Origin of the sequence: Intrasporangium sp., from assembly GCF_032907665.1 — a bacterium.
GTDB lineage: Bacteria > Actinomycetota > Actinomycetes > Actinomycetales > Dermatophilaceae > Intrasporangium.
Window position 1 is genome coordinate 32,671 of record NZ_JAJJPG010000008.1, and the last position, 16,836, is coordinate 49,506.

Consider the following 16,836-nt stretch of genomic DNA (forward strand, 5'->3'; position numbering starts at 1 on the left):
GTCTCTCAGTCATCCCGTTCCCACGGCGCCTGCTCTCCCCACTTGGCGTAGTACTTCGCGAGGTGGCTTCGCACCCGTTCGCGGTCCCGGTCCGGCAGGTCGACGCCACCCCGCGAGCCCTGCATCACTGCTGCCGCCGCCATCACCCCGCGTGGCACCGCCTTGAGCCGGCCGTCGACCACGTCGGCGATGAGCAGCTTGTACGCCGTGAAGTTGTCCTTGTTGTCCGCGTCGTACCAGACGTGCGCGTCACGGTACTTCTCATTCGGACCGTCCTCCGCGCCGGCCCAGTCACGGACGCGCTGCTCCGCGGCGTCGCCGTCCCACTCTCGTTCGCGGTCGGCCAGGGGCAGGTCCTGGAAACTCGTCACACTCATGACAGCTCCTCTCGTCGCTTCTCCCCACTTCTCGTGCGCCGCTACCCGGCCGGCACCCGGACGAAACGGCGGCGAAAACGGGCCAAACCGCTCCGACACTTCGTTTTCGGGGGGTGCGCGCAGACAAAGTGTTCGTTCTCGTGGTGGTCGCCTGCTTCGCCTCCCCGCCAAGGTTGAGGGGACTTCACGAGCGGTTCAACCACGAGCTGACTCCGTCACCCGCACACGCAGGAGATGAGTCATGTCACGCATGAAGTCCGTTACCCCCACCACCCACCCCACCCCGATCCGCCGCCGTAGCGGCCGATTCGTCGAGCGGGACCGGAAGGCGGAGGAGCTGCTCCTCGAGCTCTCGCGTACAACGAACTGCGCGGAGCGCGAAAGGCTCACCGAAGAGATCGTCCGGCTCCACCTCGACCTCTGCGACGGGGTCGCAGCCCGCTACGCCGGGCGCAGCATCCCGACCGAGGACCTCGTCCAGGTCGCGAGGCTCGCCCTCGTCGTCGCGATCCGCCGCTACAAGCCGGGACCGGGAACGTCGTTCATCGGCTACGCCCTCCCGACCATCTCGGGCGAGCTGAAGCGGCACTTCCGTGACCACGGCTGGATGGTTCGCCCACCGCGCCGGCTCCAGGAGCTCGGTCCCGTGCTGCGCCTCGCGCGTGAGCACTGGGAGCAGGAGCACGGCACGAGTCCCACCGCCCACGATCTCGCAGGCGAGGTCGGGGTCGAGCCCGAGCAGGTCAACGAGTGCCTGTCGGCCGAGCACAGCTACCACCCGCTCTCGCTCGACCTCACCTTCGGCGACGACGAGTCCCGCTCCCTCGCAGAGAGCCTCGCCGAGCCGCAGGAGGAGCTCGAGACGGCGGCCGACCGGGTCTCGCTCGCCACCGCCCTGCACAGCCTGTCGCAGAAGGAGCGCGAGCTGCTCCAGATGCGGTTCGTCGACGGGATGACGCAGAAGGAGATCGGCCTGTCGCTCGGCGTCAGCCAGATGCAGGTGTCCCGCCTCGTGCGCGCGGTCCTCGAGAAGCTCCGCACGCAGATGGGTGTCACCGTCGAGGACGCCAAGGAGGCCGTGGCCGCCTGAGCCGTCCCATCGGCCACCGGTCGGGCCTTCGAGCAGCGCAGCCCGGCCAACCGCCGCCCCCCGGCCGCGGCCCCGTCCCTCTCCCCGGGTCCGCGGCACCCCCCGCAACACGCCCGGCAATGCACAGCTGATACTCGACATTTCAGGGTTCAGCACGTGATTGCCGGGCGTGTTGTCGTGTCGGCCCGCGCGCTGGCGAGACAACGGCCAGGGTGCACACCTCCCCATCCGGCACGGAGGTGGTATAGGCTCTGAAGGTCAGTTTGCCGGAGACGGCAGCTGATGGGTCAAACCACGGCCCTCGGACACGTCAGCCTTGGAGTTGAACATGTCCCCATCGAGCATCACGAGCACCATCCACCAGGTTGCCTTCACGGCGACCGACCCGGTCGAGATCGAGCGGATCTGCGCGGAGGAGCTCGATGCCCCTCTTCGCCTGGTCGACGGTCCCGACGGGTACTACTTCTCGGTCACCCGCACCGAAGCAGGTCGGTTCTCCTTCGTCGACCTCTCAGGCTCTGGCCTCTCGGCGGAGCTGGCGCCGACCGGTCCTGCCGACGCGCGCGGATCGGCGCTCTTCGTCACCGGCGAGCGCGGGCTGCTCAGCTACGAGACGAGCGACGTCCGGGAGCAGATCGGCCCGGGCGAGTCCGCGTGCGTGGTTCCGGCGGCCGAGGCCAGTCGAGTTGACTGGACCGGCGACGAACCCCGAGCCCGCTGCGTGCGTGTCGACCTGGCCCTGCTGCGCGACGTCGCGTCAGCCACGACGGGGGTCACCGACGTCGTCTTCACGGGGAGTCGGCCCGTCAGTCGCGCAGCAGAGCGCCACTGGCAGGAGACCGTCGAACACGTGGCACGGACGCTCATCGGCGGTCCGGGGTCCTCGGTCACGCCCCTCGTCGTGGGAGAGTCAGCGCGGTTCCTCGCGGCCGTCGCTCTGTCGACGTTCCCCAACACGACGATGGAGCCGGCCGCGCCCGCTCGGGACCTGCCCCTCACGGCGGAGACCGTCCGGGACGCTGTCACCTTCGTCGAGGAGCGCGCCGACACCGACCTCACCGTTGCGGACATCGCTGCCGCAGCAGGAGTGACGCCACGGGCGATCCAGCTCGCCTTCCGGCGGCACCTCGACACGACGCCGATGGCCTACCTGCGGCGAGTCCGTCTGGCCCGAGTCCACGAGGAGCTCGAGCTCGCCGGACCCGACGACGGCGTCACGGTCACAGAGGTCGCGTCGAAGTGGGGCTTCAGCGGGTCGAGCCGTTTCACGTCGTACTACCGCGACGCGTTCGGCGAGGCCCCGAGCCAGACCCTCGCGAGCTGACGGGTTCGGGGGACGGAAACCGAACGTCCACGAGCAGGATCCCGAACTGGCGGCGCGCCAGCTCCATCTGGCCACCGAGGTAGGCGAGACCGGTGGCGACGCCGAGGGAGACTGTCACGGGCGTCGGCGTTCCCGCCGCCGCAGCGATGAGGGCCCCGAGCGTGCCGGCAACGAGGGTGTTGACGGTGATGAGGAAGAACGCCGTGCTGGCGATGAAGTGCGACGCCCCGCTGCGCCGCATCCCCAGGGCATAGGTCGCCTGGAGGCCGGACTCGTCGTCGTGCGTGGACGCGGTGAGGTAGGGCTCGATCTCCGGCGCGAGCTCGACGTAGGCCCGCCGCAGTCGGTTCATGGCCCGCACCAGCTGGGCGTCCTCGTTGCTCGCGTTGACGACGCGGAGGCTCGTCAGGGTCCCCATGACCAGGGCCGTTGCTGCGAAGCCGATGGACATCACCCGGAACGTCACCCCGAGCCCGGTGGCCGAGGCGACCAGCGCGAGCACCACGAGGAAGGCCGAGACCACCGTGAGGTAGATCGTGATCCGGCTCATGATCTCGTTCCAGGTCAGGCTGCGGGTGCCGAGCAGACTCCAGTGCTCCGTGGCGAGCAGGGACGCCACCTCCGGGCGCAGAACGGGTGGCGCGGCCTCGACGGGGGGTGGCTCGGGCACGGCGGGCTCGGGCAAGGCTGGCTCGGCCTTCTTCTGCTCGTGAGCGGTCATGGCGCCTCCCTGGTGCGCTTTCATTCCCAGCAGTGTCCGCCTCCTTGTCGGCCGGCGTCCCCGTTTCCACGTCGTATGCCGCGGGGCTCGCTCAGGTGCCACGGCATCGATACCGTCCGGCTGGGGTGCACCCGCCTACGCTGGGCGGGTGGAACTCGAGTTCAGCGGCGAGATCATCTGGTGGCGAGGACCCGCGCCGTTCCACTTCGTTCGCGTCCCGCCCGAGGAGTCGGCGCAGATCGAAGCCGCGAAGGAGCTGCTCACGTATGGCTGGGGCGTCATCCCGGTCACGGCCCAGGTGGGGCAGACCGAGTTCACCACGTCGCTCTTCCCCAAGGACGGGCGCTTCCTCGTGCCGCTCAAGGACCGGGTTCGCTCGGCAGAGTCCCTCGAGCTCGGCGACGTCGTCGCCCTGCGCCTCACCCTCGATGTCTGACCCTGCGGATGTCTGACCCCGACGGGCCATACCCCGATGCGCCCGATCGCGCCGGGGCAGACCGTGCGAGGATGCGGCGCAGGTATCTGAGCCTGGGCCTCGGGGAGCTCGCCTCGGCCTTCCTCTTCCTCGTCGTGGCGAGCAACCTGACCGTCACCCGACTCGGTGCCGGTCGTGACGCGCTCGCCGTCTGGTCCGCTCTCGTGCCGCTGCTCGTCGTGCTCGTCCAGGCCGGCGCGTACTGGCTCCTGGCCCGGGACTGGGTGGGGCGCGCGCCGATGCCCGCAGCGACGGCGCGGCTCTATCGGACCTTCCGGGTCGGCGACGTCGTGCTCCTCGCGGCCGGCCTGGTAGGGGTCCTGACGTGGTGGCCGGAGCGATCCGGCATCGGTGTGCTCGCTGTGGGGATCTGGTTCTTCGGCGTGGTGGAGTATGCCAACTACTTCGTGGTCCGGCTCTCGTACCCGCTGCGAAGGTGGTTCGCCAGCGTGACGACGTGGCGGACCCCGCGGCTGGTGCAGGACCTCGCTGCCGCGCAGCGCTGAGGTCCCGACGTCCTGCTTTCGTGCGGGCTGGGCCTGCCCGCGTGGCCGTATGCCGCTGGGCTCGGTCCCACGCAGACCGCGCCTCCCGCACCGGCGGCGTTGGTCGCTCGGTGTCTAGGCTGTCGGGATGTCATCGACGAGCGGCTACACCGGCGCACCCGCCCCGGAGCAGCTGAACCTCGCCGAGCTCACCGTCGGCCGCTCCGCCGCCACGGCCCCCGACCGGGATGCCCTCGTCGTCGTGACCGATGCGGGGGACCCGCCCGACCAGGCCGAGCGGTGGACCTTCGCCGAGCTCGACGACGCCGTCCGGTCCGTTGCCGCTGGTCTGCTCGACCATGGGCTCGCGCCCGGCGATCGGCTCCTGATCCGCTTGGGAAACACGAGCGACTACGCCCTGCTCCACTTCGGGGCCATGGCCGCCGGGATCGTCGCGCTGCCCACCTCGCCCCAGCTCACGGCCGACGAGGTGCGCTTCCTCGTCGAGGACTCCGGCGCCCTGGCCGTCGCCGCCAGCGACGCCCTTGCCGTGGACCTGCCGCCCGGGGTCTCGCGGATCTCGCCCGAGAGCGTCGCCCGCTGGCGAGCGGAGGCCAGCCCAGCGGCATACGCCATCACTCGCGCCGACGACCCGGCGTTCCTCGTCTACACGTCGGGGACGACCGGGCGGCCCAAGGGGGTGCTCCACGCCCACCGCTCCGTCTGGGGACGACGACCGATGCACGACGCGTGGCTCGGGCTGCGACCCGGGGACGTGCTGCTTCACGCGGGGGCCTTCAACTGGACGTACACGCTCGGCGTCGGGCTCACGGACCCGTGGGCGAATGCCGCAACAGCATTGATCTACAACGGTGCCCGTGATCCCGGCGTCTGGGCGCGTCTGATCGAGCGACACCGGGCGACGATCTTCGCGGCGGTCCCCGGCGTCTACCGACAGCTGCTGCGGAGCCGGTCCCTGGAGACGGCAGACCTCTCGTCGCTGCGCCACGGGGTCACCGCGGGTGAGGCGCTCCCGGCGGCGCTCCTCGCCCAGTGGCGGGACGTGACCGGGCTCGAGCTCTACGAGGCCCTGGGCATGAGCGAGGTGTCGACGTTCGTCTCGTCCGGGCCGGCGACACCCGTGCGCCCGGGCAGCCCGGGGCGGCCCCAGCCGGGTCGGTGCGTGACGGTGCTGCCCGTCGACGGCGGCGTCGAGCCGCTCCCGCCCGGCGAGACCGGTCTGCTCGCCGTTCACCGCACGGACCCTGGGCTCATGCTCGGCTACTGGCGGCGCCCCGACGAGGAGGCGCAGGTGATGCGGGGGGAGTGGTTCGTCGGGGGCGACGTCGTCGAGATCGACCCTGACGGCTACGTGACCTTCCACGGGCGTGCCGACGACGTCATGAACGCGATGGGCTACCGGGTCTCGCCCCTCGAGGTCGAGGACTGCCTCGCACGGCACCCCTCCGTCGCCGAGGTGGGCGTCACCGACGTCGAGGTGCGGCCCGGTGTGCGGATCATCGCCGCGTTCGTCGTGCCCGTCGACGCTGACAACCCCGACGACGTGGACCCCGCGGCCCTGCTCGCGCACGCAGCTGAGCACCTCGCCGCCTACAAGCGGCCGCGGGAGATCGTCTACGTCGACGCGCTGCCGCGGACGGCCAACAGCAAGCTCCGGCGGGCCGACCTGCGGCGGCTGATCCACTGACGGCGTCCGAGTGGTAGTGGGTTCGTATCGTCAGGCAGGCCGGCCCGGGTGCCTCCACCACCGCCAGGACGTTGCCCGCCGCGTCGAGATCGCCGACGGAGAAGCGGGCTGGACGTGGCTGGTGTCCCAGTGGCCTCACGAAGGAGGGGTGAGGGACTCGTTGATCTCGGTGGCGCCGGTGCTGCGCCACGTCGTGATCGCCGACCACGTGACGGCGGCAAAGGGAACCGCCAGGATGGCGCCGATGATGCCGGCGGAGATGGTCCCCACCGACAGGGCGAGCAGGATGGCCAGAGGGTGCAGCGACAAGGTCTTGCCGAGCACGATCGGTGAGAGCACGTCGCCCTCGAGCTGGTTGACGATGATGACCACCGCCACGAGCACCAGAGCGGCCACGAGCCCGTTGCTGACCAGGGCGATGAGGGCTGCGAGGGTGCCCGCCGCGGTAGCGCCGAGCAGCGGGATGAAGGCCCCGATGAAGACGACGATCGCGATGGGGAGCGCGAGCGGCACGCCGAGGACGGCGACGGTGACGCCGATGATCGTCGCCTCCACGAGCGCGATGAGAGCCGTGCCCCGGACGTAGCCGCCGAGCGTCAGGACCGCTTCGTCCGCCACCCGGTCGAACCGCGCTGCGTGGCGATCGGGGAGCAGCTCGTCGCGCAGGAAGTTCCAGATCCGCGTGCCGTCCTTGAGGAGGAAGTAGAGCAGGACGAGGCCGAGGAAGATGCCCGCGATGATCTCCACGACGAGGGTCGCGCCCGTGAGCACACTGCGCCCCTGGGGACCGGCAAGGACCTCGCCCGCCTGTGACCAGAGCTCCTCGAGCCGTTCGCGGTCGAGACCGAGGGGTGGTTGTGCGAGGAACCGCTCGAGCTCCTGGACGCCCTGACGGGCGCCTTCGGCCAGCTCGCCCCACTGGTCCTGCGCCGCCCTCGCCACCGCCCAGATGAGGCCGCCCAGCACCGCGAAACCGGCGAGCAGGGTGACCCAGACCGACGGCGCCCGCGGGAGCCCGCGGCGGTGGAGCCAGCCCACGACCGGGCTCGCGGCCGCGGCAATGAGGACAGCGATGAGGAGGGGGACGACGACGAGCCGGAGCTGCACACCGACCCACACGACGATGACGACGAGGGTGAGCAGAACGAGGGCTTGGAGGCTGCGGATCGAGGCGCGACCCAGCCGGTCCTGCCACGGACCCGGAGGGGCCGCTGGGCGCTGCAGTTCGCTCATGGCCGAACTCTTCCACAGCGAGTCGCCCTCGTGGCGGCACACGCCGACGGCGTCCGTGGGTGCCCCGACGGGCGCGCACCCGCGTCACTCCCTGACCTGACATTCCGACCACGCACCTCGTCGGGTCCTGCAACGAGACCTCGACGAAGGGACGGAAACCATGGGCTCCGTGAACGCCGCAATCATCTACTACAGCGCCACCGGCTCTGTGCACGCCCTGGCGCGAGCAGCAGCCGACGGCGCTGCGGCAGCTGGTGCGGAGGTGCGGCTGCGCAAGGTCCGTGAGCTCGCCACCCAGGAGATGATCGACTCGCGGCCGGCCTGGGCCGAGCACGTGGCGAACACGTCCGACGTCGCCGAGGCCGAGCTCGATGACCTCGCCTGGGCGGATGTCGTGCTCTTCGGCACTCCCACCCGTTTCGGCAACCCCACGAGCCAGCTCCGCGCCTTCATCGAGACGACCGGACCGCTGTGGCAGCAGGGCACGCTCGCCGGCAAGGTCTACTCGGCCTTCACCGCCTCCAACACCGCGCACGGGGGGCAGGAGTCGACCTTGCTCACTCTGGCCAACACCTTCTACCACTGGGGCGGCATCATCGTGCCGCCCGGTTACACCGACCCCATCCAGGCCAGGGCGGGCAACCCCTACGGCGCTTCTCATGTCGCCGGCGACGGCCCTCCCGGCGAGGTGGCTCTCGAAGCGGCCCGCTACCAGGCGCGGCGGGCGGTCGAGACCGCCTCGGTGCTCAAGGCCGGTCGGGTTGCCCAGCAGTCGGAGGCACTCGCCTCGCCGCGGTGACGGCGCCTCCCCTCGCCGCGGCGACGGCGCCTTCGCCTCGTCGCGGTGACCGCGCCTTCGCCGGGCGCTCAGGGGGCCGGCCGCTGCACGGCACCGTCGTCGACGTCGAAGAACGGTCGCATCGTGTGGGCTGTCGCCAGGGCCGAGCGGCCACCCCCCGCCAGTTCGAGAAGCTGGTCGCGGGTGGCCGCAGCGCGGGTCGGGTCGTCCTCGTGGACGTAGGACGTCGTCGGGTCGGCGAGCTGCGCGGCGTGGACGAACGCGTCACCCGTCACGACGACGATGTCGTGCGATGAGGTCACCACGACCGACTGGTGACCAGGAGTGTGCCCCGGGGTGGGGACGGCCGCAACGGTCGACCGGCCGGCGGAGCGCAGGACCTGCCGCCCGCGGATCGGCCTGAGCAGGTCACCTCGGCGGAGCGGCTCGACGACGTGCTGTCGCAGGCCCGGGCTCGACTCCTCGGTCAGGGACTCCAGCTCACGGTGCTGGATGACGTGCTCGGCGTTGCCGAACAACGGCTCCCCGTCGTCGCCGAGCACCCACCCGCAGTGGTCTGAGTGGAGGTGTGTGAGCACCACGACGTCGACGTCCTCGGGACGGATCCCCGCGGCCGCCATCGCCAGCGGAAGGCGCCCGGGCGTCGGAGCCCATCTGGAGGCGGGGGAGTGCTCCGAGCCCACCCCCAGGTCGACGACGAGCACCCTCCCGTCATCTCCGCGAACGGCGAACGCCCGGAAGGAGAGTCGCCAGACCGACGGTTCGTCGCATGCCCGGGGGTCGAGCTCACGCGCGGCTGCCAAGGCGCTGGGTGAGGCGCCGGGGAAGGCGACATCGACGGAAACGGGGAACACGCCGACCGCGTCGTTCAGCGCAGTGACGGTGAACGTGCCCACACGCCGCGCCTCGACAGGTGCGGCTCCGTCGTCGCCGCTCACGGCGCAGGACTCACGAGGCCGGTCTGATACGCGATGACGACGAGCTGCGCACGGTCCCGAGCACGCAGCTTGACCATGGCTCGGCTGACATGCGTCCGCGCTGTGGCGGGGCTGAGGAACAGCTCGGCGCCGATCTCGGCGTTGCTCAGACCACGTCCCACGAGCCCGACGACTTCGCGCTCACGGTCGGTGAGGACGGAGAGCCGGTCCTCTGCGACGGCGGTCGCGGCGCGGTGGGCAGTGAACTGGGCGATGAGCCGGCGGGTGATGCGCGGCGCGAGCAGGGCCTCGCCGGCCGCGACGACCCGGATGGCGTGCAGGAGCTCGGCAGGGCCTGCGTCCTTGAGCAGGAACCCGCTGGCACCGGCCTCCAGCCCCTCGAAGACGTAGGCGTCGGTGTCGTAGGTCGTCAGGATGAGAACGCGGACGTCCTGCAGCCCTTTGGTCGAGGCGAGTTCCCGGGTGGCCTCGATGCCGTCCATCCTCGGCATTCGGATGTCCATGAGCACCACGTCCGGTCGGGTGAGGCGAGCCTGCTCGACGGCCTCGCTGCCGTTGGTGGCCTCACCGACCACGACGATGTCGCTCTCGAGGTCGAGCAGGAGGCGGAAGCCGGAACGCACGAGCTCCTCGTCGTCGACGAGCACGACCCTGATCCGGCGGTCGTCACGCGACGCGTCGCTCGGGCCCATGATCACGCCAGACCAGCAGGCGCGAGGGGCAGTCGTGCCGTGACCTGGAACCCGCCTCCCGGGACCGGTTGCGCGTCGAGCTCCCCGCCGAGGAGCTGGCACCGCTCGCGCATCCCGAGGATGCCCCGACCCGCCCCAGTCGGTGCCGTTGCTCGGTCCCCGTCGCTTGCGGAAGCCTCCTCTCCCACCCCGGCGCCTGCGGGCGCGGAGGGCTGACCGTCGATGCGCCGACCTCCATCGGTGACGCGGACCTCCACCACGTCCGACGTGCACCCCAGCGCGATGTCGACCCTGGTGGGACCGACGTGCCGCAGGACATTGGTGATGGATTCCTGGAGGATCCGATAGACGGCACTGCCGACCGCGCTCGGCACTGTCGCCGGGAGGGGACCGGTCTGGAGTCGCAGGTCGAGGCCGGCGTCGCGCGCCTTGGACGTGAGCTCGTCGATCTGTCCGATCCCCGGGTGCGGGACGCGCCCGTCGTTGGCGTCACGGAGCACCCCGAGGATGGTGCGCATGTCCTGCAGCGCCCGGGCACTGGTGTGCTCGATGGCCTCCAGGGTCTCGCGGGCCCGTTCCGGCCTCTTGTCGAGGATGTGGGCGGTGACGCCGGCCTGGACATTGATGATGGCGATGGCGTGCGCGACGGTGTCGTGGACCTCGCGGGCGATCCTCAGGCGTTCCTCGTCGACGCGGGCCCGGGCCTCCTCCTCGCGGGTCCGCTCCGCCAGCTCGGCCCGCTCCAGGGCCTCGGCTGCGATGAACCGTCGGGACCGGACGCTCTCCCCGAGAGCAGCGCTCATCACGGACGCGCCGATCCGGAAGAACACCCAGCCGATGGCGGCGCGCGGCTCCAGATCCGCGGCGGCCACCAGCCAGCCGACACTGAGAGCGAGGATGCCCACGGCGGCAATCCGCACCGAGCGTCGGCCGTCGCCGAGGGCGGTCAACGTGTAGAGGGCGACGAAGAGACCGAGCCAGCCGGGCCCATCGGGGAAGTCCAGGGTGTAGTAGGTGAGGCTGACGAGGGCTGTGAACGCGAACACCGCGACAGGCCAGCGGCGGCGGACCGTCAGGACGACACCGCTCGCGACGAGCAGCACGAAGCCGAGGTGCCCGAGATCGGTGAGCGGGCGCATCACGCTGCCCAGGTCGGCCGCTTCCCGGGAGACGGTTCCCTGGACCTGCGCCGCGGTGACGAAGAGGGCGAGCAGCACATCCTGCACCCACACAGGCAGACGGTAGTGGGCGGTGCGCTCGGGCATGCACCCATGCTAGGGACCGCCGCGGGACCGCACACCCTCTTACTTTCGCAGTCGCCTACGGCGAGAAGCGTGGTCGCCAGAGCGCGGGTTACGCCGGTCTGCGTAGGCACGGTCCTCGACTGGCCGACGACCCACGGGCTGCCCGGACGCGACGATCGACCGCGTCACTCACCCTGTCCACATTCCGAGGCGTCATCACGGCAGCGCCTGTGGCAATGGAAGGAGCACTCACATGCGCAAAGTCTTCACCGGTCTGACGGCACTGCTGTTGCTGGCCGTCGTCCTGCAGTTCTTCTTCGCGGGCAGCGGGGCCTTCGATCCCGCCCCCAACGACGAGTCGTTCGGTCCCCACCGCTCCCTGGGATACCTCACCGTCGTCCTCACGCTCGTCACGGCGGTCGCCGGCGCCCTGGCCCGGGTACCCGGACGGGTCCTCAGCCTGACGGTGGTCGTGCTGGGACTGGTGGTGCTCCAGCCGGTGCTCGCAGTGCTCGCGGGCGGACTCGGCGAGGCCGGCAGTGCCACGACGCCCGGGAGGCTGGTCTCCGGACTGCATGCGCTCAACGCGGTCTCCATCGTCGCCGTGCTCGGGACCGTCATCCGCAGGGCGCGAGAGCTGGCGGTGCCCGCAGCCGCGACGCCGCGATCACACGCGTCCACTGCTGCATCGCCGACGGCCGGCTCCGAACCAGGCGCGGGGACAGCTGAACTCAGCTCATGACATCCCTTCAGCTGATCCTGCTCGACCATGCGGCCGCGCTCGTGGGTGCGGCTGCATGGTTCGGTGCCGGGGCGGCCGTGGCGGTCCGGCGGGTCCGCCTGGGACGGTGGCTGACGGGGACCGCCGCCGTGGTCGTCGCGCTCAGGGTCCTCACCGTGATGCTCCTGGCCGGGCGCGGCTGGTGGTTCGTGCAGGAGAAGGTCCTGTTGGGACTGCCGCTGGTCTCCGTGGCCGCGCTCGCCGCCCTCACCATCGCGGGGCCTCGGCTGCGACGGGCGCGACGGGAGGGCAGCCCGGTCGCGCTGGCATCCAGTGTCATCGCCCTGCTGACGGCCGGATTCGCAGCGCTTGCTGCCTTCGCGGTGACGTTCCTCGCCGGCTACCCGCTGCGGTGGAGCACGGCACTCCTCACGATCTCCGGGGTGGGGGCCTGTGCCCTGGTCACGGCCCGGGTGCTGGCGCCGCACCTCCAGCCCGTGAGCGCTGCATCGGACGGGGATCGCCGTCCGGATGCCCGGCCCGGCCTCTCGCGGCGCCGGTTCCTCACTGTGGCCGGGGGCGCCGCCGTGGTCACCGTGGGTGGTGCCGGTGCGGGGCTGAGCCTGCTTCCGGGTCCCGCTGTGGCCAGTGGGGGAGGGCCCGCGCCGTTGTCGACCGCAACCGTACCGGTGAGCCGGCTCCGTGGAGCGGCCGGCCCCGCGCCGGGCGGGGTCGTGCGCCGAGCCGCGCTGAGCGCCGGGACGGCCAAGGTCCGGCTTGCCTCCGGCAGACAGGTCGACGCCTGGACGTACAACGGCCGGTTGCCGGGGCCGGCGATCGTGGCCACGGCCGGAGACGTCGTGGAGGTCACCCTGAGCAACGTCGACATCGACCACGGCGTCACCGTGCACTGGCACGGCTACGACGTCGCGTGCGGTGAGGACGGTGTGCCCGGGCTGACTCAGCCTGCGGTCCTGCCCGGCGAGGACTTCGTCTACCGCTTCCGCGCCGACCAGGTCGGGACGTACTGGTACCACACGCACCAGGACTCGCACGACGGCGTGCCCCGCGGCCTCTACGGGACCCTGGTCGTGCACCCGCGCGACACCCAGCCCGAGACGGGCGACGCCGCAGGGACGACTGCGGCGGCGCCCCTGGACCTGACACTGCCCCTGCACACCTTCGGCGGCGCACTGCTCATCGGTGACGAGGACGGCCCCACCGAGCGATCCGTGGCTCCGGGGGCTCGAGTCCGTCTTCGCTTCGTCAACACGGACTCAGAGGCACACCACTTGGCCTTGGTCGGCTCCACGTTCCATGTGGCCTCGGTCGACGGGCGCGACCTGAACCGGCCGGACGAGGTGGAGGACGTCGCAGTGCGGCTACCAGCAGGCGGGCGCCACGACCTGGTGCTCACGATGCCGGACGCACCGGTCGCGGTGCGTGTCGACAACGACGGTGGTGGCGGCCTGAGGCTCCTGCCACCGGGCGTGTCGGCAGCCGCCGCGCTCCACGCCGAGACGGACACCGGCGGCTGGCCCGACCTCGACCTCCTGCACTACGGACAACCCTCGACACCACCCTTCGACCCCGCGGAAGCGGACCGGCACTTCTCGCTGGTGCTCGATCGGGGACTCGCCATGGTCGATGGCAGGCCTGCGTTCGCCCAGACGGTCAACGGCAAGGGGCATCCCTCGATCCCCGACCAGGTCGTCGCCGAGGGCGACCTCGTCAGGTTCACGGTGGTCAACCGAAGCCTCGAGACCCACCCGTGGCATCTGCACGGTCATGCGGTTCTGGTCCTGTCGAGGGACGGGGTGCGATCCTCAGGCAGCCCGCTGTGGGTGGACACCTTCGACGTGCGGCCCGGTGAGGTCTGGGAGGTTGCCTTCAGGGCGACCAACCCCGGCGTGTGGATGAACCACTGCCACAACCTGCCCCATGCCCACCAGGGAATGATGCTGCGGCTCGCCTATGACGGCTTCGCTCCCGTGTCGGCGACCGGCCACCCTGGGCACTGACCACCGCTCTGGGCACTGACCGCCCGCCCTGGACGCACCACGGGTCGACTCAGCTGCGCGGTATCCAGCGCTCTCCGAGCTCGCTGTCCGATGGTGGTGGCCCGGGGAGCGGATCCGAGCGACTGCGCGGGCGGCGGGCCGCGATGGCCTCCAGCTGGAGTGTGAGGTAGCGGCGTCGCAGCGTGCCAGTCCGGTCGGGGTCAGCCACGCGGACGGCAGTGGCCTGCTCGAGGATCATGGCGACATCGTTGAAGACGAGACCCGTACGGAACGACCCAGCCTCCTCAGCGCGCCGAAAGACCTCTGATCCCAAGGCGATTGCTTGCTCCGAAAGCGCCCCGAGCTCCGGGGTCGGGGTGAACGTTCCAGCCAGCCGGACCGTCAGGGCGTGTACGTCAGCGTCGACGATCTCCGTGATGAAGTCGACGAAGGCGTGCCAGGGGTCGGCTCTGCTCTCCAAGGAGCGTTGAGCCGCCGCGATGTAGCGGTCGAGGCCGTCTGCGCACAGGCTGGCGAGCATGGCGTCCTTGTTGGCGTAGCGGCGGTAGAGGGCACTGATGCCGACGCCGGCCTCGCTGGCCACCGCCGCGATGGGGGCCGACGGGTCGCGGAGGAACACGGTGCGTGCGGCATCGAGGATCAGGGTGTCGTTGCGGGCGGCCTGGGCCTTCCGGCCCGACAGGCCCGGTGGCGTGTCAGTCATGAGACCCATCCTAGGGGTTGTGCGGAACGGAGCATTCCGTTACTCTAGAACGGAACGCTCCATTCCGATCAAAGATCCAGCACAGGGAGAACACCATGACCAGCACTGCCACCACGGCCAGCAGCGAGATCCGCCCCTTCACCGTCGAGGTCCCGCAGTCCGAGATCGACGACGCCCTCGACCGTCTGGCCCGCGCCCGGTGGACCGACGAGATCGAGGGAGCCGAGACGGCATACGGCGTGCCGCTCGCCAAGGTCCGCGAGCTCGCCGAGCACTGGCTCACCGCCTTCGACTGGCGAGCCCTCGAGGCCCGGCTCAACGCGCTGCCACAGTTCACGACGACGATCGACGGGCAGAACGTCCACTTCATCCACGTCAGGTCCGCGCGGGAGGGCGGGATCCCGCTCCTGCTCACACACGGCTGGCCCGGGTCCGTCCTCGAGTACCTCGACGTCATCGAGCCGCTCACCGAGGCCGGCTTCGACCTCGTCATCCCGTCCATCCCCGGCTACGGCTTCTCCGGTCCGACGACCGAGGCCGGCTGGGACAACCTCCGCATCGCCCGTGCGTGGGTCACGCTCATGAGCCGTCTCGGCTACGAGCGCTACGGCGCGGTGGGCAACGACGGCGGGTCGATGATCTCGCCCGAGGTGGGGCGCCTCGACCCCGAGCACTGCATCGGCGTCCACGTGACCCAGCTCTTCTCCTTCCCCTCCGGCGACCCGTCCGAGCTGCAGGACCTCACTCCTGACGAGCAGGCCGCGATGGAGGTCCTCTCGTGGTTCTGGGAGAACCTCGGCGCCTTCAACGTGCTCCAGTCGCAGGCGCCCCAGACGCTCGCCCACGCGCTGGCCGACTCGCCCGTCGGCCTGCTGGGGTGGAACTCCCAGCTCATGCTCGACCAGGACAACGACTTCATCGTCGGCAACGTCGCGCTCTACTGGTTCACCCGGACAGCGGGGTCGTCGATCCGCCAGTACCGGGAGAACCACCTGGCCCAGCACCGGCCGGAGGGGCCCACCACGGTGCCGATCGCGCTCTCGTCGTGGAGCAACGACTTCCGCTCGATCCGCCGCTTCGCCGAGCGTGACCACGCCGACATCCGCATGTGGCGTCTCCGTGACGGCGGCAGCCACTACGCCGCCCACAACGACACGGCCACCCTGGCCGGCGACGTCGTCGAGTTCTTCAGGAGCCTCTGACCACCCGGTCACGCGAGACGAGCGCCACGCGCCGACACCCGTCGGCGCGTGGCGCCGCGTCGGGACGGGAGGTGCGCGTGGTGGGCGGTCCCGAAGCCGGCTCAGCGGCATACGCCCCATCGGTGAAGGAACCGCCCGCGATCGGTCAGGAATCGAGAAGCACCACCGCGCCGGCCGACCCTAGCGTCGAGGACATGACTTCCATCAACGCCATCACCCTCGAGGTGGCCGACCCGTCGGCCAGCCAGCACTTCTACTCCGACGCCCTCGGGCTGGACACGCAGGTGCGCCTGCGCGCGTCCGACGCCCCCACGAGCGGCTTCCGCGGTTTCACCGTGTCGCTCACGACGTCCCAGCCCGCCAACGTCACAGCCCTCGTCGGTGCGGCCGTCGACGCCGGCGCCACCGTGATCAAGCCGGTCGCGAAGTCCTTCTGGGGCTACGGCGGGGTCGTCCAGGCACCCGACGGAGCGATCTTGAAGGTCGCGACGGCGGCCAAGAAGGACACCGGCCACCCCACGAAGGACTTCGATGACTTCGTCCTCCTGCTCGGCGTCGCCGACGTCGCCGCCAGCAAGCGGTTCTACGTCGAGCGGGGCCTCGCAGTCAGCAAGAGCTTCGGCCGCAAGTACGTCGAGTTCGACACGGGCACAGGCGGCGTGAAGCTGGCCCTCTACGGCCGCCGCGCGCTTGCCAAGGACGCCGGGGTGCCGGTCGACGGCACGGGGTCGCACCGGCTCGCGGTCAACAGCGACGCGGGATCCTTCACGGATCCGGACGGGTTCACCTTCGTGGGCCCGGAAGGCTGAGGGGTCCCATGTGCAACCCCGTGTGGCAGCGGGCCCTCAACGAAGCGCACCGGCGCGGGGAGGTCGGATCGGCTGGGCCGGAGCCGGTCGACCGCCCTCGCGCGGCGGAACGACCGGGTCGCAGCGGCCACCGGCCAGCATCTCGCCCCGAGAGGGGCCAGCTTGCCCCGGCTGCCGACACCCGGATCATGCCGTATGCCGCTGGGCCGGCCCCGCTCACGGGGACCCACCAGCCGGGCCGGTTGGCGCGGGTGTCGGCCGATTCCCCTCACACGCCTCGATCAGGCGCTACCT

17 protein-coding genes are annotated in these 16,836 nt (G+C 70.9%); 10 read left to right on the plus strand and 7 right to left on the minus strand.

Annotation, left to right across the window (positions count from 1 at the left end; translation table 11 throughout):
• Positions 1-5: 5 nt before the first annotated feature.
• Entirely contained in the window at positions 6-377 is a 372-nt protein-coding gene (locus tag LOY02_RS02620; protein ID WP_317180768.1) for a hypothetical protein, read from the minus strand.
• 250 nt (positions 378-627) lie between these two features.
• On the opposite strand from LOY02_RS02620, the gene LOY02_RS02625 reads away from it, so the two are divergent.
• A complete protein-coding gene (locus LOY02_RS02625; protein ID WP_317180769.1) occupies positions 628-1,467 on the plus strand; it encodes a sigma-70 family RNA polymerase sigma factor in 840 nt (279 codons plus the stop codon).
• Between the two features lie 328 nt (positions 1,468-1,795).
• Positions 1,796-2,791, plus strand: a complete 996-nt coding sequence (locus LOY02_RS02630; protein WP_317180770.1) for a helix-turn-helix transcriptional regulator — start codon at positions 1,796-1,798, stop codon at positions 2,789-2,791.
• On the opposite strand, the gene LOY02_RS02635 is transcribed toward LOY02_RS02630, so the two are convergent.
• Positions 2,733-3,512 carry a hypothetical protein gene (locus tag LOY02_RS02635; protein ID WP_317180771.1) on the minus strand — a complete coding sequence of 260 codons (780 nt, stop codon included), beginning with the start codon at positions 3,510-3,512 and terminating at the stop codon, positions 2,733-2,735. The two genes, LOY02_RS02630 and LOY02_RS02635, sit on opposite strands and share 59 nt — an antisense overlap.
• Before the next feature lie 148 nt (positions 3,513-3,660).
• Between LOY02_RS02635 and LOY02_RS02640 the strand changes: the two genes are divergently transcribed.
• The 3 genes from LOY02_RS02640 to LOY02_RS02650 all read left to right on the plus strand — a co-directional run bounded on the left by LOY02_RS02640 (position 3,661) and on the right by LOY02_RS02650 (position 6,180).
• The gene (locus LOY02_RS02640) at positions 3,661-3,948 is read left to right on the plus strand and encodes a DUF1905 domain-containing protein (RefSeq protein ID WP_317180772.1); all 288 of its coding nucleotides are present in this window, start codon (positions 3,661-3,663) and stop codon (positions 3,946-3,948) included.
• Between the two features lie 71 nt (positions 3,949-4,019).
• Complete coding sequence (locus tag LOY02_RS02645; RefSeq protein WP_317180773.1) at positions 4,020-4,493, plus strand: hypothetical protein; 474 nt, start codon at positions 4,020-4,022, stop codon at positions 4,491-4,493.
• A gap of 127 nt (positions 4,494-4,620) precedes the next feature.
• Positions 4,621-6,180, plus strand: coding sequence for an acyl-CoA synthetase (locus tag LOY02_RS02650; protein WP_317180774.1), 1,560 nt, complete (start codon positions 4,621-4,623; stop codon positions 6,178-6,180).
• A gap of 135 nt (positions 6,181-6,315) precedes the next feature.
• On the opposite strand, the gene LOY02_RS02655 is transcribed toward LOY02_RS02650, so the two are convergent.
• Positions 6,316-7,413: an AI-2E family transporter gene (locus LOY02_RS02655; protein WP_317180775.1), complete on the minus strand. Its 1,098-nt coding sequence runs from the start codon at positions 7,411-7,413 to the stop codon at positions 6,316-6,318.
• A gap of 169 nt (positions 7,414-7,582) precedes the next feature.
• Here LOY02_RS02655 and wrbA point away from each other — a divergent pair, with 169 nt between their 5' ends.
• Complete coding sequence (wrbA, locus tag LOY02_RS02660; protein WP_317180776.1) at positions 7,583-8,212, plus strand: NAD(P)H:quinone oxidoreductase; 630 nt, start codon at positions 7,583-7,585, stop codon at positions 8,210-8,212.
• 68 nt (positions 8,213-8,280) lie between these two features.
• Here the strand turns inward: wrbA and LOY02_RS02665 are convergent, their stop codons facing one another.
• Genes LOY02_RS02665 through LOY02_RS02675 form a run of 3 tightly spaced genes read right to left on the minus strand, consistent with a single transcriptional unit; the run spans position 8,281 to position 11,107 of the window.
• Positions 8,281-9,150 (minus strand): MBL fold metallo-hydrolase, encoded by an 870-nt coding sequence (locus LOY02_RS02665; protein WP_317180777.1) that lies wholly within the window; start codon positions 9,148-9,150, stop codon positions 8,281-8,283.
• On the minus strand, positions 9,147-9,842 hold the full coding sequence (locus tag LOY02_RS02670; protein WP_317180778.1) for a response regulator transcription factor: 696 nt from the start codon (positions 9,840-9,842) through the stop codon (positions 9,147-9,149). Before LOY02_RS02670 ends, LOY02_RS02665 begins: the two co-directional genes overlap by 4 nt.
• A 2-nt stretch (positions 9,843-9,844) precedes the next feature.
• Positions 9,845-11,107, minus strand: a complete 1,263-nt coding sequence (locus tag LOY02_RS02675; protein WP_317180779.1) for a sensor histidine kinase — start codon at positions 11,105-11,107, stop codon at positions 9,845-9,847.
• A gap of 232 nt (positions 11,108-11,339) precedes the next feature.
• On the opposite strand from LOY02_RS02675, the gene LOY02_RS02680 reads away from it, so the two are divergent.
• Positions 11,340-11,828, plus strand: coding sequence for a DUF6220 domain-containing protein (locus LOY02_RS02680; RefSeq protein ID WP_317180780.1), 489 nt, complete (start codon positions 11,340-11,342; stop codon positions 11,826-11,828).
• The gene (locus tag LOY02_RS02685; protein WP_317180781.1) at positions 11,825-13,828 is read left to right on the plus strand and encodes a multicopper oxidase family protein; all 2,004 of its coding nucleotides are present in this window, start codon (positions 11,825-11,827) and stop codon (positions 13,826-13,828) included. Before LOY02_RS02680 ends, LOY02_RS02685 begins: the two co-directional genes overlap by 4 nt.
• Before the next feature lie 49 nt (positions 13,829-13,877).
• Here LOY02_RS02685 and LOY02_RS02690 read toward each other — a convergent pair whose 3' ends face one another.
• Positions 13,878-14,531, minus strand: a complete 654-nt coding sequence (locus LOY02_RS02690) for a helix-turn-helix domain-containing protein (protein ID WP_317180782.1) — start codon at positions 14,529-14,531, stop codon at positions 13,878-13,880.
• Positions 14,532-14,626: 95 nt separating this feature from the next.
• Here LOY02_RS02690 and LOY02_RS02695 point away from each other — a divergent pair, with 95 nt between their 5' ends.
• Positions 14,627-15,733 carry an epoxide hydrolase gene (locus LOY02_RS02695; protein WP_317180783.1) on the plus strand — a complete coding sequence of 369 codons (1,107 nt, stop codon included), beginning with the start codon at positions 14,627-14,629 and terminating at the stop codon, positions 15,731-15,733.
• Between the two features lie 194 nt (positions 15,734-15,927).
• A complete protein-coding gene (locus tag LOY02_RS02700) occupies positions 15,928-16,542 on the plus strand; it encodes a glyoxalase (RefSeq protein ID WP_317180784.1) in 615 nt (204 codons plus the stop codon).
• The last annotated feature ends 294 nt before the right edge of the window (positions 16,543-16,836 follow it).

Coding starts and splice junctions, on each gene's coding strand:
- LOY02_RS02620 (WP_317180768.1), bottom strand. CDS start 377: ATGAGTGTGACGAGTTTCCAGGACCTGCCCCTGGCCGACCGCGAACGA.
- LOY02_RS02625 (WP_317180769.1), top strand. CDS start 628: ATGAAGTCCGTTACCCCCACCACCCACCCCACCCCGATCCGCCGCCGT.
- LOY02_RS02630 (WP_317180770.1), top strand. CDS start 1,796: ATGTCCCCATCGAGCATCACGAGCACCATCCACCAGGTTGCCTTCACG.
- LOY02_RS02635 (WP_317180771.1), bottom strand. CDS start 3,512: ATGACCGCTCACGAGCAGAAGAAGGCCGAGCCAGCCTTGCCCGAGCCC.
- LOY02_RS02645 (WP_317180773.1), top strand. CDS start 4,020: ATGCGGCGCAGGTATCTGAGCCTGGGCCTCGGGGAGCTCGCCTCGGCC.
- LOY02_RS02650 (WP_317180774.1), top strand. CDS start 4,621: ATGTCATCGACGAGCGGCTACACCGGCGCACCCGCCCCGGAGCAGCTG.
- LOY02_RS02655 (WP_317180775.1), bottom strand. CDS start 7,413: ATGAGCGAACTGCAGCGCCCAGCGGCCCCTCCGGGTCCGTGGCAGGAC.
- LOY02_RS02670 (WP_317180778.1), bottom strand. CDS start 9,842: ATGGGCCCGAGCGACGCGTCGCGTGACGACCGCCGGATCAGGGTCGTG.
- LOY02_RS02675 (WP_317180779.1), bottom strand. CDS start 11,107: ATGCCCGAGCGCACCGCCCACTACCGTCTGCCTGTGTGGGTGCAGGAT.
- LOY02_RS02680 (WP_317180780.1), top strand. CDS start 11,340: ATGCGCAAAGTCTTCACCGGTCTGACGGCACTGCTGTTGCTGGCCGTC.
- LOY02_RS02685 (WP_317180781.1), top strand. CDS start 11,825: ATGACATCCCTTCAGCTGATCCTGCTCGACCATGCGGCCGCGCTCGTG.
- LOY02_RS02690 (WP_317180782.1), bottom strand. CDS start 14,531: ATGACTGACACGCCACCGGGCCTGTCGGGCCGGAAGGCCCAGGCCGCC.
- LOY02_RS02695 (WP_317180783.1), top strand. CDS start 14,627: ATGACCAGCACTGCCACCACGGCCAGCAGCGAGATCCGCCCCTTCACC.
- LOY02_RS02700 (WP_317180784.1), top strand. CDS start 15,928: ATGACTTCCATCAACGCCATCACCCTCGAGGTGGCCGACCCGTCGGCC.